A 13,487-nucleotide genomic window follows, 5' to 3' on the forward strand; every position below is an offset into this window, starting at 1 on the left:
AAATGAGTCAAAATAACTGTTTCGCATGCTTGGATTCCCTACGAATACATCATCATTTTGAAAAAACTCATTGGTTTTTTTGCTATTAAGAAGCTTGTTTAATCCTCTGGAAATTTTATTTTTTCTATCACCCATGGTTTCTCAGTAATAAATAAATTGGTCATTGGAGGCTTCTTTGGCCTTATTGACAAGCGTAATGCCCATTATCATGAGTATTAGCGTAGCACAGAAAATGATCAATTTGTTGAACATATTACAGGAAAGGCAATGATTTGATAGACCACCCCTAAAGAATGTGGAAAAAAATTAATTAATTCTTAAGGAGTCCTGTCTCACCGAGGCCACACCATAGTAGCCAAGTACCTGAGTGGTACTACTCAGGTAGTGTAGATTGCCTTTCACGGGAGCTGGAGAGACAGAGGATACGGTGCCCAATGTGGTGGTCTGTGACTTGATAAGACTCAGGTATTCGTAAGCTTTTTGCGATATTTCCAGTTTTTCCACTGTGATTTTATCACCCAGCTGATATTCAAAATTGGTGAAGTCATTTTGGTAAGCATTACCATCAAAGAAACGGTCACTGAGGAGGACTAAATATTCGGGATCAGAGAAAAGTGTGTCATTTTTGTACAATTTCCATCGGTAGTAATTTCTCGCGCTTCCTTCATCTTTCGCAAACGCAATAGGATAGTACACTTTCTCATCTATTTGAGGATCTTCTTCAGACGGCCGCAGGTAAAAGTCGAAAGCGAGACTGTCGATCTGTGTGCTGGGCTGAATCATCTCCATATTTGATTCAACAATGCTGCCATTGGGCATACTGATCCGTATCCAGTAGGAGCTATTGGGCTGACCCGCAAAGGGGATGTCAGAGAGGTATAGCCCATTCGATTGATGGGAAAAGGTAAACTGTTCGTTGCGGCTGCTTCTGACCTGTATTTCGGCATCCGAAACAAAACGATTGGCTTCACTGCTTAGGAATTCCTGGGATCTGGAAAGCCTGACATATTGTTGGGTGTCCTGGTCTGTCAGCCAGCCCTCCACCACCAGAAAAGAAGACGAGGCGGTAGGGAGGTCATCTGTGCCACATGCCAGTAGAATAATCGCGAGCGATATGGTAAGAATGTGCTTCAAAACTTAAAGTTGTAAGTGATGGCCGGGATTACCGAATCGAAAATGGTGTAAGGCTCAATGGTGGTCACCCCCGACTGTTTATCTTCCTTGAAGAAATAGGAGTACACATTGTTCCTGCCATAAGCATTGTAAACCACCAGGGTCCAGTAATCTTCGAAACGTTTTGGGGTACCGTCTGCTTTGAATTGTTTTCCCTGCCATTTTACAGATAAGTCCAGTCGGTGATAGTCTGGTAGACGACTCTGGTTTCGATTACCGAAATGAGGAATCAGGTTGCCTTCATAAATGTATTTGCCCAATGGCAGGGTAAAAGGTCTGCCAGAATTGTATTTGAAGCTGAAAGATCCGCTGAGCCTGGGGAGAAACTTATAGATACCTACCAGCGATATATCGTGTTTTTTATCATAGTTGGAAGGAAAGTATCGACCGTTGTTAATGGTTTCCTCATCAAATTGCCCAGCCACTTTGATTTCACTTCGGGAGAGGGTGTAGCTCAGCCATCCGGTAAATTTGCCCTCATTCTTTTTAAGGAAAAATTCCAGACCATATGCTCTACCCATTCCGGTAAGCAGCTCGGTTTCAGGATTGGGATTGAAGAGGAGGTCTGCTCCATCCTTGTATTGCACCAGATTGACCAGCCGCTTGAAATAGCCATCCACATAGGTTTCCCACTTATTGTCTTTAAAGTTCTGATAGATACCTAGAGAATAGTGATGGGAAGTGGTAGGTGCGATGTGAGAGTCGCTTAGTTTCCATATATCCGTTGGGGCGGGAGTGATGGTGCTGGAGATCAGGTGGAGGTATTGCAGAGATTTGGTGTAGCTGGCCTTGACGCTGGCTTGCTCACTGAGGCGATAAGATACTGACGCCCGCGGCTCCCATCCGTAGTAGGACTTCATGATTTCCAGAGCGCCGAAGTTCAGTGTATCCGTAATGCTCTCATTGCTTCTGGGAAGCTCCGGGTCATATTGGTAGATGGTGCCAGCACCTAAATAATGGAGAGCGGAAATCCTGAAACCATAGAGGGCAGAAAACTTTTTCCCCAATGTGGCTTCGTGACTCAGGTAGATAGCACTTTCTACGCCATGTTCTGAATCCAGATAAAGGGGATTGGATGAAGAGGTTTGCTCATCAAAGGGAATTCGGTCCCCGGGTTTGAGTCTGTGAAATATGGTGCTGCCACCAAATTTGAGTTCATGCTTTGGGGTAATCACATACCCCCAATCGGACTTAGCGGTGTAGTCAATGATCCTGGACTTTCCTATAAAACTGGCAGCTTCTCTTGGCTGGGTGATTTTGTAATTGTATTCACTCAGAATGGCCGAAAAATTCGCAAATACCCTACGGCCAAAGAGATGATTCCACCTGAGAGAGAAATTGCGGTTGCCCCAGTTTCTCACCGTCTCAAAAGTGTTGGTATTCCGGTCATTGCCGAAATACCCCGAAAAGTAGAAGGTATTCTTTTTGTTGTACTTGAGATTGATCTTGGCATTCAGATCCTGAAAGCTGGTGCTTGTATTATTATCCAGGGATAAATCGAAAATGGATTGCCTGCCCGAAAGGATAAATGAGCTTTGCTTTTTCTTGATGGGCCCCTCAGCGATGAAGCGGGCAGATACTAAGCCGATACCTCCAGTGAAGTGATAATTTTGATCGTCTCCTTCTTTTTGATGAACTGAGATCACCGATGACGCCCTGCCTCCATAGCTCGGTGGGATGAACCCTTTCATGATCTCCACATTATTCACAGCTTCCGGATTGAAGACCGAGATCAAGCCATAAAGGTGGTTTGGGTTGTAGACAGTCGCTTCATCCAGGAGAATGAGGTTTTGATCCGTACTGCCCCCACGTATGTTCAGGCCGTTGGCATCTTCCCCCAGCGTTTTGATGCCGGGGAGCAGTGTGGCGCCCTGCAGCACGTCTACTTCGCCCAGGAAGTAGGGGATTTGCCCTTCTGTGCTCAGGTTGAGGGTATTGATGCCCGGGATCAGGCTGGATACATTAAAATCCGGCTCAATTGCAGAAATGGTTATTTCATTGAGCTCATTCACCTTTTGAGACAGCATGAAATTTCGGATGTGCCCTTTACTCAGATCAATGGTGTCCAGAATGTCTTCGTATCCGATAAAGCTGACTCTCACCACATGCTCACCTGCGGAAAGTGAAAGTGAGAAGTAGCCGTAGCTATTGGTAATCACACCATTCAGGCTACCGGGTTCGTATACAGCAGCGCCTATTAGTGCCTCGCCGCTCTCCAGGTCACGTACTGTTCCTCGTATGGTTTGGAGTTCCACTGTTGGCTTTTCGTAGCTAATAGCCACAATATTGCCGTTTACGGTATAATTAATTCCTGTTTGAGTTTTCAGTGCTTTCAGGAAGTCTTCAAAAAGAAGTTGGCTGCTTTTGAAATTGCATCGAGCATTTGGGAGCTTGCTACTACTATAGGCAATGGGAAATCCCTGGGCTTTGGCGGTTTGCAGTGCAGAATCGAGGGTATAGGTGTAGGTAGCCAATGTGATGGGCCTCTTCAGGATTTCCTGAGCCGTGCCTGTCGTGCAAAACAGGGAAAAAATCAAAACGAAAAAGGCTAGGAGAAATTTTGGCATTAATTCCTGAAACGAATCTTTACGAAGATCGATTGACTTTTTTGCCGCAAAAATAAAGCTTAATTACAACCCTTACCGGAAAATTTGATGTTATCTCCGGAGATGTGACTTTTAGCGTTGAGGATGGTGGAAATGATGTCCACCACATTTTCAAGGGGAGTTTCATCAAACTCGGCAGTTATTCTGCATTGTCTGATGGATTTGTTGGTACTTATTTTTACCTGATAGTAGCGTTCCAGCAGTGGGAGCACCTGGTCAAGTGGCTCGTTTTCAAACTTGAACTGACCGGTTTTCCAGCCTAAGTGATTCATGTTGGGGGCAGTAGCCACTCGTATACTTCCCTGATTGGTAGCGCTGGCCTGCTGACCTTTGTACACCATTCTCTTGTCTTGCTCGGTTTCTACTCTCACGGTGCCGGAGGTCACCAGTAGTTGCAGACCTCTTCGTGTGTTCAGATTAAATGAAGTGCCCAGTACGGTCACTTTGCCGGATGCTGAGGTGATGATAAAAGGAACGTTTCCTTTGGTGACTTCAAAATAGGCTTCACCTTTAAGGTTTACAGCTCTTTTTTCAGGAAAGCTGGTCTCTTCATATCGAATTTGACTGTTTTTGGCCAATGTGATAACCGATCCGTCTGGGAGCACTACTTCTTGTAGTTGGTCCGAGGAAATTACCTCCGAGAGAGTTGCCGGGGCCTTGGTGTCAATATTTTGAGTAACTGCATAGCCCAATCCGAACAGCACCACAAGAACCGCGGCGATTCTCAATAGCCATGGGGTAACGGACCTTTTGGGTACGAGTTGGGTATGAAGCTTGTTCCATGCCGCATCCACATCCACAGGTTGATCAAACTCACTCATTTCCATGAACAAATCGAAATCATCCTGCTCTTCCAAATTCTGAGCTTTGGAAGGGGTTCCCTGATTATATTTTTGGATCCAGTTGGACATTTGGTTGTAAGGCAATGAATAGGGGGGACACCCCTAAGGTTGCGAAATATATTTATTTTATTCGGTGATTTTTCAATTCGTCACTCAGTGTTTCCTTTAATTTTTTTAGTGCAATGCTCATTTGATTTTCCACGGTCTTTACTGAAATCTCCAGGTCTTCGGCTATTTCAGGATAGGTGAGTCCGCCATACCGACTCAGCACAAATATGTTTCTGCATTTCTCAGGAAGTTGATCTATTGCATACTGGATTTTCTTTTTCAGGAGTCGGGTGTCGTCCACAAACATTACTGACTCACTCGCTTCAGAAATTCCTGACAGATCTGTCATCGATTGTTGTCTTGGGAGCTCCAGTTTGATGTAATTCAAACACTTGTTCTTGACCGATGAGAACAGGTAAGACTTTAACTCCCCTCTGAGCTCTATTTGTTGGCGTTTTTCCCAGATGTACATAAAGACCTCCTGAGCCATTTCTTCACCAATGTCAGCGTTTCTGACCATGCTGGTTGCAAATCTGGCCAATGGGGCATAATACCTCCTGAAGATTACCTCGTATGATTTGAGGTTACCGCCCTTTATTTCCAGAAACAGCTGATGATCGTTTGGTTCAGTGCTCATTTAGTTGATAGAGGAGTGTTGGGCAGCCTCCAGGGACTTGAGTAAAACAATAAGGGATGGATTAAATATCGACCCGTAATAATAATTTTCGGCCATCACGCAGACCACCATTTGCTGGTCGGGTATGATGTACAGGTTTTGGCCTGCTTCGCCAGAGAGAAAGTAGGTATTTCGCACCTGAGACAGGTATCTGCTAAGGAAATCTTCTGTAAATATCCACCAGCCATATCCCACACTGTAGTCCAATGAGGTTTGGACTTTGGTGGTGGTGACCTCTAGTATCCATTCACGATCTATCAGCCGCTGCTTATTCACCCAGCGCCCCTCCTGTAGGACCAGGTAGCCGATCTTCGCAAAATCCAGAGTGGTCATTTTGAGTCCGTTGGCGCAGTTGAGGGTGCCGTCAGGGGAGGTTTCCCACTGGTAGCCGGTGATATTAAGTGGCTCTAACAGATGGGTATTAATGTACTCTTCCAGTTGGCCGGTGGGCAGTACATTTTGAATAATTCTAGCAATGACCAGTCCCATGCCCGTGTTGATAACAAATCTCAGACCAGGGTCTGCCTCCAGTGATTTACCAAGAATGTATGCGGGCCAGTCACTTGTACTACGCATTTTTTGAAAATCACTATCGCCTCTTTGGATGTTGACATGAGGCTCATTCCAGCTGATGCCTGATTTATGTGTCAGGAGGTGCCTGATCGTGATTTCACGCTTCTTGGGACTGTTAGAGAAGATCGCTTCATATTCTGGTAGGTATGAGTAGATCGGATCATCCAGACTTTGAATATATCCGTCTTTAAGGATTTGATCCAAAAGCAATACGATGATTGAGAACGCAGACTTACCTATCGGCTTGAGTTGATTACGGGCAGAGAAGTTGTAGTAATTTTCAAAAACCAGTTGATCATTTTTGAGGATGATCAGCCCGGTGACCAGGTTGTGGTCTCCTGCTATCAATGCTTCATTGAGGGCATACAAGGCATCAGCATCAAGGCCTACCTCAGCCGGCTGGCTATACTTCCAGATGTTTTGATCCTTAGGTAGGTCATCTCCCAGATAGCATCCAGAAAGTGCAAGAAAAATACCTAAGACGTAGAATTTATTCATTTGAAGTATCCTGCCTTTAAACCGAAACCAGCGGTGAACCCCGAAAATTCCCCTGAGTCTGTGCCAGTCAGAGAAAGATTGTAGATTTTCCGATAGCCAGAAGTTATAAAAAGTTTGAGATACCTGAAAGGTACCCCACTTATCTGGATTTCGGGTTTGATCAAATCAAACTCATCTCTGGAAAAATCAGCCCGGGAGTCTGTACGTTCCCAGATCATGTCTCCATGTCCATAGTTGAGTCTTATATCAAGTTCGAACTGATTTATACGTAAAACCTGCATGCCGAGATAGCCTCCGCCAAACATATATTCAAGTTTAAAGCTGTTGGGGAAAACAAGGGTCTTTTCATAATTCCCCTTGAAAGTACTGAGGAATACACCTCCGGAAACCCTGCGATAGGAGAGCCCAAATCCGATTTGATCACAGGCGTACGGCCCGCCGGGCCCCGGGGTAACTTCTATCAGCGGTTCCAAATAAAGGCCATATTGATAAAGTGCCTGATCATGGTATCTGGCAGTGTCCGCAGTATTCAGGGTGTCCAGACTTCTTTCCTGGGCAAATAGCCTGGCCATGGTACATGTAAGGAGGATGATAAAGACTATTCGCATATACTATGAAGCTGGCGGCTTAGCGTACCGTAAACTTACCTTTTTGAATATTTTTTTGTAGCGATGCAACCTTATTAATTTACTCAAGTCCTTTGTACGAAAATTGTTTAATGGGATTGGAAGCTTCAACCGTCAACCTACATTTTGAGATCATAGAGAGATGCCGTCATGGAGATGAGGCTGCGCAGTATGAACTGTACAGGCTCTACTCAAAGGCGATGTTTAATACTGCATTTAGAATATGTGGGGCCAGAGAGGAAGCGGAGGATGTGCTGCAGGAGTCCTTTTTGAGTGCATTTAAACACATTGCTTCTTACAGAGCCGAAGCTTCATTCGGAGCCTGGCTGAAGAGAATAGTGGTGAACAAGGCCCTCTCGGCCCTGAAGAAAAACGCCAGAGAGGCCCTGATGCTGGAAGAGGTAGTGGATGAGCACCAGTATGAAGTTCAGAACAACGATACACCCGCGACCATCGACGTGGATCGGGTAAGAATGGCAGTGATGGAGCTGCCCACAGGATTCAGAAGTGTGTTGTCGCTCTATTTATTCGAAGGGTACGACCACAAGGAGATTAGTGAGATATTGGGGATTTCCGAGTCTACATCCAAAACCCAATATAAAAGAGCGAAAGATAAATTGAGATCACTATTAGAAAAGGAGGTAAGCCATGGATGATCAGTTAGAAAGATTCATTTCAGAAAATAGGGCCGCTTTTGATCAGGAGGAACCCTCACCCCAGGTGTGGAGCGAAATCTCCAGAAAACAACGGCGCCCTGGTATCTGGGTGGGATGGTGGAAGGTGGCAGCGATCTGCTTTCTTATTTCCACAGTTTACCTGATTGTAGACCGGCATCAGTCTGATGGAGGTGCTATACTTGAGCCTGGGGATGAGCTTGCGGAATTTGCCTTGGTGGAGGACTATTATACCTCCATGATTGCCCAGCGAAAATCCCAGCTCGCTGAATTATCCGATTCCGAACTGCGTAGAAATTTCCTTCTGGAAATACAGCGGTTGGATGATCGGTATGCTGAGCTAAAAGAAACCTATACCGCTCAGAATGCCAGTGTGATGCTGTCAGATGCCATGATTAACAACCTGAAGCTGAGAATAGATATTCTGGATCAGCAACTAAGAATTTTGAAAGAACTAAAAGACCAAGAAAATGAGAATGTATCCCAAATTGAAATTTGAGCTAATGGCGTTGTTGTTACTGTGCACCTATTACGGGTATTCAGGTGTGCTGGAGGAGAAGAAGCAAGTGATAGAGAAGTCATATGACGTCACCGAAAAGACCGCTTTTGAAGCGACCAATCAATTCGGAGATGTGCATGTAAACACCTGGGACCAGAAGAAACTCAAAGTGGTGGTGGAGATCACTGCCAATGGGAAAAGTGAGGAACGTGCACAGAAGATGCTGGACAGGATCAGTATTCAGATTGTGACCAAGGGAAGTCTCATCTCATTTGTCACAGCCATGGATGGCAATATGAATGCAAAAGGAGATGAGTCATTCAGGATAGACTACACTGTAAACCTCCCGGCTGGCAATAAAGTGGCTGTGACCAACAAATTTGGAGATATCTATCTGGGTAACCGGACTGGTGATGTCGACCTGGACCTGAGCTATGGAAACCTGAAGGCGGAAGACATTCAGGGGTATCTGGAACTTGAGCTCTCGTTTGGGAAGGGATTTCTTGGTAACACGGGCAAGTCTCACATCGAGGTGAAATATTCTGAGCTGGATATGGGGAACGCCACTAGCATAGAGATGGAACAACAGTTTTCGGATGTGGAGATCGGTGATGTAGATGAATTGGAGATTGAGAGTAAGTATGGCGCTGTGACCCTGGGCACTGTAGGGGTAGTGGACTCTGATGTGCAGTTCTCCGGATTCAAAATAGAACGATTGCTCAAGAGTCTGTATATGGAAGCCAACTACGTGTCGGAGTTCGAAATCAAGAGTCTGAGTAAGGATTTCACAAAAGTGTCTTTTTTTGGAAAGTTCAGCACGATCAACATCCGCCTGGAAGAGGGATTGAAGGCTGACCTGGAGGCTGAGTTTAGTTTTTCCAATATGAATTCCAGTATTTCAAACATGGAAACCTATTACAGGGTAAAAGAAGATCACAGAAGTGAATACAAAGCGAGAATAGGTGGGGGTGATCCTAATAAAAAGATCATTGTGAAGTCGAGCTATGGTGATCTGCGGCTCAGGTGATTTCCTCAGAAAAGGCCCGTGAGCTCGAAGTTCTCTTTGGTAGAGTCTTTGATTTTGCCACCCTCACATTTAATCACACGCGCAGGAAATTTTTGAAGAAGGTGATGGTTGTGCGTGGCCATCACCACTGAGGTGCCGCTTTTGTTGATCTCGAGGAAGAGCTTCATGATGCCGTCAGAGACCTCTGGGTCGAGATTTCCTGTGGGCTCATCAGCAAATAGGATCTGGGGCTCATTGATCAGCGCACGGGCGATTACCACACGCTGCTGTTCACCACCACTCAACTGATGGGGCATTTTGGAAGATACAGAGCCCAGTCCTACACGCATTAGCACCTCGGCCAGCCGGCTCTTCATTTTCGACTTTTCTTTCCACCCGGTAGCTTTCATGACAAAGTACAGATTCTCTGCCACGCTCCGGTCATAAAAGAGCTCAAAGTCCTGAAAAATAATGCCGATTTTCCTTCGTAGATAGGGGACATCAGAGGATTTGATTCCTCTGATGTCATATCCCACTACTTTAATATCTCCCAATCTGAGTGGCAGATCGCCGTACAGCGTTTTCAGGAGTGAAGATTTACCACTGCCTGTTCTTCCTACCAGATATAAAAACTCACCCTTGCCAATATCAAACGTGATCTCACTCAGTACCGTGGCATGATCCTGAAAGATGTTGGCATTCCTGATGGAAACAATGGGTTCGTCTGAGAAGGACATAATGTTAGATTTCCAATTTTTGAAGCTTTCCGAAAGGGAGCTCATCGATTACCGCTTTGAGCTCCGCTTCTTTCCCCTCCAATCCAAATTTCTCCAGTTTCTGAAGGGGTCTGTCAGCCCTGAAATAGGCAATGAGTACAAATTTGTCATCTCGTAGTTGGATGTAGTCCGGAATCTTGGCCTTCCCCTTTACTTTAATGATATACATGGTAGCAGCACATACGTTCATCATCCAACTATCAGATGTGCTTACTTGTTGCCTTTTTTGTAATCGGCGAGGAATTTTTCCAGGCCACTGTCAGTCAAAGGATGCTTTAGCAAGCCAGTGATGACAGATAGGGGACAAGTGACTACATCCGCACCGATTTCGGCACATTGGATCAGGTGCATGTTATGTCTTACAGATGCAGCAAGCACCTCAGTTTCAAATTCGTAATTGTCAAAGATCTGAACGATCTGCTCAATCAATGTGAGGCCATCAAACCCAATATCGTCCAATCTGCCGATGAAAGGAGAGATGTAGCTGGCACCAGCTTTGGCTGCTAATATGGCCTGACCTGCGCTGAAAATCAAGGTGCAATTGGTTCGGACCCCCTCATCTGTAAGGGCCTTGATTGCTTTTACTCCGTCTTTGATCATCGGGATTTTCACCACGATCTTATCATCAATTTTGGCCAGCTCTTTACCTTCTTTGAGCATAGCTTCATACTCAGTAGAGATCACTTCAGCGCTTACATTGTCATCTACTATGTTGCAGATGTCTTTGTAGTGTTTCAATATATTGTCCTTACCTGTGATTCCTTCCTTGGCCATCAAAGATGGATTGGTGGTCACACCATCCAATACGCCCAGGTCATAGGCTTCCTGAATCTCATCAAGGTTTGCTGTGTCTATGAAAAATTTCATGTGTTCTTTTCTGTTTGTATGATTAAAAAATATGACTTAAAATTAGGACAATGTGGGGAAACAAAAAAGGCAAACGAAATGTCGCACCGCTACAACCGCCTACCCTTGCTACCTTCCGGTCCTGGGGGATTCAGCAGGAGCTGGTCGCATCCGTTTGCCAGGTTGCAAAGGTAACAAAGAAATGCCCTTAAGATGAAATTATAATTCAGAAATAGATCGATATTCTTCGCTATGATAGTCGCCACCTGCTCTATCTGGCTCAGCATCATTATCCAGGCTTTCATTATCCTCCTCCAAATCAGAGAAATAGCTATCCGGCACGTCATCGTACTCCATATAGTCCTGAGCATCTATGTCATTTTCTCTCATGTTAAATCTCATTTGATTCACTGGCTAAATTATCCACAAGCACGCTTAAAGAAATCACTGGGTAGGTTATCTCTTGTTTAGAAGATTGTTATGTTAAAACTTTCCGAATAGGATTTCAGATGTAACCTTCTCAAATGCGTGGATAATGTTTGTATTACTACGCGTAAGGGGTGTATTTTTGTGAAGTTTTATACTTCAAACTCAATAAGAATATGGGAAAAGGAGATAGAAAAACACGCAGAGGTAAAATAGCCAAAGGAACCTATGGTGTCAGAAGACCCAAGAACACAACCGGGAAAGCTGAAGCACCAAAAAAAGGCAAGAAAAAGTAACACAGGCCGTTTAAGTGTGATTGGGCATTAACCCCGGCATTTCCACGGATTATTCCAGAAACATTGTTGGGGCCCTGCGAGGTGGTATATTTTATGAGAAAAATTCTGATCATTCTGTTAATAGTAACTGCCGGACAGGGAGCGTATGCCCAGGTGAAGGGGTTTGTGGGGCTGAAAGGTGGAGGACATCTGAGTACCGCGTATATCGAACATACGATCTATAACACCTTTATGAATACCGGGTTCATTCCCGGTTATCAGGGTGGATTGATGCTTAAATTATTCACGAATAGGTCCAGTACCTCATTTCTCAATGCCGGACTGCAATCTGGCCTGGCTTATGAGCAGAAGGGGTGGAAGCAAACTTTTGCTACAGATGAACCCACTTACCATATCAAGATGTCTTACCTCAATTTTCCGGTGGAGGCCATGGCCTATGCGGGAAAAGGCAATACTAAGTTTTTCTTTACATTAGGGATGTTTACCGAGTGGCTCGTCAATGTGGAGAAAGATCCTGATCCCGATCCTGACAACATGGGGACTGGTGTGGAGTTTTATACCTATGAGGAAAACCGCGACCGAACCTTTGGGTATGGAGTGCGATTATCTCTGGGTGTGCAGCATGAATTTCCTTTTGGGGCCATTCACCTAGATGGGTTTATCTCCTATAGTGTGAGCAGTCTTATGAAAACGGAGGATTTAGATAACCGCCTCCCGGATCTCAGTAATCATTATCTGGCTGGTTTTACCGTTGCCTACATGATTCCTTTCGGGAAGATGGATTTTTAGGGTAACTTTCTGTACCCAAAAACCCATCATTATCATGAACCTCGGAGCCCTCAAGTACCTCAGTGTACTTTCCTTGCCTGTTCTGGCTTATTTCTCATTTCATAGTACGGGGTGGCTGACCTTTTTGCCCTTGCTGGAGGCTTTTATGATCATTCCGATCCTTGAGCTTTTTTTTAAGCCAGACCCTGATAATTTCTCGGAGGTAGAGGAACAGAAGCGATTGGAAAATCCTATTTATGATCTTTTAGTTTATCTGGTGGTGCCTATACAACTAGCCTGCGTGTGGTGGTTTCTTGAGTCCATGACTCAATCGGTAGAGCTATTGACCAGGATAGGAAGAATCACCGCCATGGGGATGCTCTGTGGGGTGATGGGGATCAATGTGGCCCATGAATTGGGACACAGGAAGCGAAAGTATGAGCAACAAATGTCTAAACTGTTGCTGCTGACCTCACTGTACATGCATTTTTTCATCGAACACAACAGAGGTCATCACAAGCATGTGTCTACCGCTGAAGACCCCTCGTCTGCGCGATTGGGAGAGTCTTTATATGCTTTTTGGATCCGATCGGTGGTGCTATCCTACCTCTCCGCATGGAAGTTGGAAGCTGGCAGGCTGAGAAAGAAAGGTCAGCGTACCTTTTCGATACATAACGAAATGCTCCAATTTCAGGTGCTCCAATTAACATTCCTACTTGTGGTTGGTTATGTATATGGGTGGGCAGTAATGCTGTATTATGTTCTTGCAGCGATCATGGGCTTTCTATTGCTGGAGACCGTCAATTACATTGAGCATTACGGACTGTCCAGGAATAAAACCGATCGAGGCTATGAACGTGTGATGCCGGCTCATTCATGGAATTCTGATCATCTGGTAGGTCGAATTATGCTTTTTGAGCTTTCACGACACTCTGATCATCATTACATAGCCAGCAGAAAATACCAGGTGCTGAGACATATGGATGAAAGCCCCCAAATGCCAACGGGGTATCCGGGTATGATGTTGATGGCCACAGTGCCTCCATTGTGGTTTTACGTGATGGATAGTAGAATAGGGGAGTATCGCAATGATTGATTGATAATATTATTAAATCATTAAAAATAGTGAATATTATTTGAATTTAGTTCAATAA

16 protein-coding genes and 1 other RNA gene are annotated in these 13,487 nt (G+C 44.8%); 6 read left to right on the top strand and 11 right to left on the bottom strand.

What is annotated here, in order from left to right; all coding sequences use genetic code 11:
• Positions 1–306: 306 nt before the first annotated feature.
• From ACHKAR_RS04560 to ACHKAR_RS04585, 6 genes are all read right to left on the bottom strand, one after another.
• The gene (locus ACHKAR_RS04560) at positions 307–1,134 is read right to left on the bottom strand and encodes a DUF4249 domain-containing protein (RefSeq protein ID WP_395416364.1); all 828 of its coding nucleotides are present in this window, start codon (positions 1,132–1,134) and stop codon (positions 307–309) included.
• The gene (locus tag ACHKAR_RS04565) at positions 1,131–3,710 is read right to left on the bottom strand and encodes a TonB-dependent receptor (RefSeq protein WP_395416365.1); all 2,580 of its coding nucleotides are present in this window, start codon (positions 3,708–3,710) and stop codon (positions 1,131–1,133) included. Before ACHKAR_RS04565 ends, ACHKAR_RS04560 begins: the two co-directional genes overlap by 4 nt.
• Positions 3,711–3,799: 89 nt before the next feature.
• A complete protein-coding gene (locus ACHKAR_RS04570) occupies positions 3,800–4,690 on the bottom strand; it encodes a FecR family protein (protein WP_395416366.1) in 891 nt (296 codons plus the stop codon).
• Between the two features lie 52 nt (positions 4,691–4,742).
• The gene (locus ACHKAR_RS04575) at positions 4,743–5,306 is read right to left on the bottom strand and encodes an RNA polymerase sigma-70 factor (RefSeq protein ID WP_395416367.1); all 564 of its coding nucleotides are present in this window, start codon (positions 5,304–5,306) and stop codon (positions 4,743–4,745) included.
• Positions 5,307–6,416 carry a serine hydrolase domain-containing protein gene (locus tag ACHKAR_RS04580; RefSeq protein ID WP_395416368.1) on the bottom strand — a complete coding sequence of 370 codons (1,110 nt, stop codon included), beginning with the start codon at positions 6,414–6,416 and terminating at the stop codon, positions 5,307–5,309.
• Complete coding sequence (locus ACHKAR_RS04585) at positions 6,413–7,024, bottom strand: hypothetical protein (RefSeq protein WP_395416369.1); 612 nt, start codon at positions 7,022–7,024, stop codon at positions 6,413–6,415. The genes ACHKAR_RS04580 and ACHKAR_RS04585 overlap by 4 nt, the downstream gene beginning before the upstream one ends.
• 110 nt (positions 7,025–7,134) lie before the next feature.
• Between ACHKAR_RS04585 and ACHKAR_RS04590 the strand changes: the two genes are divergently transcribed.
• Genes ACHKAR_RS04590 through ACHKAR_RS04600 form a run of 3 tightly spaced genes read left to right on the top strand, consistent with a single transcriptional unit; the run spans position 7,135 to position 9,242 of the window.
• Positions 7,135–7,698 (top strand): RNA polymerase sigma factor, encoded by a 564-nt coding sequence (locus tag ACHKAR_RS04590; RefSeq protein ID WP_395416370.1) that lies wholly within the window; start codon positions 7,135–7,137, stop codon positions 7,696–7,698.
• The gene (locus ACHKAR_RS04595; RefSeq protein WP_159578972.1) at positions 7,691–8,215 is read left to right on the top strand and encodes a hypothetical protein; all 525 of its coding nucleotides are present in this window, start codon (positions 7,691–7,693) and stop codon (positions 8,213–8,215) included. Before ACHKAR_RS04590 ends, ACHKAR_RS04595 begins: the two co-directional genes overlap by 8 nt.
• 4 nt (positions 8,216–8,219) lie before the next feature.
• Positions 8,220–9,242, top strand: coding sequence for a DUF4097 family beta strand repeat-containing protein (locus ACHKAR_RS04600; protein WP_159578974.1), 1,023 nt, complete (start codon positions 8,220–8,222; stop codon positions 9,240–9,242).
• Between the two features lie 5 nt (positions 9,243–9,247).
• Here ACHKAR_RS04600 and ACHKAR_RS04605 read toward each other — a convergent pair whose 3' ends face one another.
• From ACHKAR_RS04605 to ACHKAR_RS04625, 5 genes are all read right to left on the bottom strand, one after another.
• Positions 9,248–9,958, bottom strand: a complete 711-nt coding sequence (locus ACHKAR_RS04605) for a cell division ATP-binding protein FtsE (protein WP_159578976.1) — start codon at positions 9,956–9,958, stop codon at positions 9,248–9,250.
• A gap of 4 nt (positions 9,959–9,962) precedes the next feature.
• Complete coding sequence (locus tag ACHKAR_RS04610) at positions 9,963–10,166, bottom strand: fructose-6-phosphate aldolase (protein WP_159583551.1); 204 nt, start codon at positions 10,164–10,166, stop codon at positions 9,963–9,965.
• Between the two features lie 41 nt (positions 10,167–10,207).
• The gene (gene fsa, locus ACHKAR_RS04615) at positions 10,208–10,864 is read right to left on the bottom strand and encodes a fructose-6-phosphate aldolase (protein ID WP_395416371.1); all 657 of its coding nucleotides are present in this window, start codon (positions 10,862–10,864) and stop codon (positions 10,208–10,210) included.
• 65 nt (positions 10,865–10,929) lie between these two features.
• Positions 10,930–11,023, bottom strand: an RNA gene (gene ffs / locus ACHKAR_RS04620) — signal recognition particle sRNA small type.
• A gap of 39 nt (positions 11,024–11,062) precedes the next feature.
• Entirely contained in the window at positions 11,063–11,233 is a 171-nt protein-coding gene (locus ACHKAR_RS04625; RefSeq protein WP_159578980.1) for a hypothetical protein, read from the bottom strand.
• Between the two features lie 212 nt (positions 11,234–11,445).
• Here ACHKAR_RS04625 and ACHKAR_RS04630 point away from each other — a divergent pair, with 212 nt between their 5' ends.
• From ACHKAR_RS04630 to ACHKAR_RS04640, 3 genes are all read left to right on the top strand, one after another.
• Entirely contained in the window at positions 11,446–11,565 is a 120-nt protein-coding gene (locus ACHKAR_RS04630) for a 30S ribosomal protein THX (RefSeq protein ID WP_159578982.1), read from the top strand.
• Positions 11,566–11,658: 93 nt separating this feature from the next.
• Positions 11,659–12,354: an outer membrane beta-barrel protein gene (locus ACHKAR_RS04635; protein WP_395416372.1), complete on the top strand. Its 696-nt coding sequence runs from the start codon at positions 11,659–11,661 to the stop codon at positions 12,352–12,354.
• Positions 12,355–12,388: 34 nt separating this feature from the next.
• A complete protein-coding gene (locus ACHKAR_RS04640) occupies positions 12,389–13,429 on the top strand; it encodes an alkane 1-monooxygenase (protein WP_395416373.1) in 1,041 nt (346 codons plus the stop codon).
• Positions 13,430–13,487: the final 58 nt, after the last annotated feature.

The sequence above is a fragment of the Marinoscillum luteum genome, from assembly GCF_044005705.1.
Classification (GTDB): domain Bacteria; phylum Bacteroidota; class Bacteroidia; order Cytophagales; family Cyclobacteriaceae; genus Marinoscillum; species Marinoscillum luteum.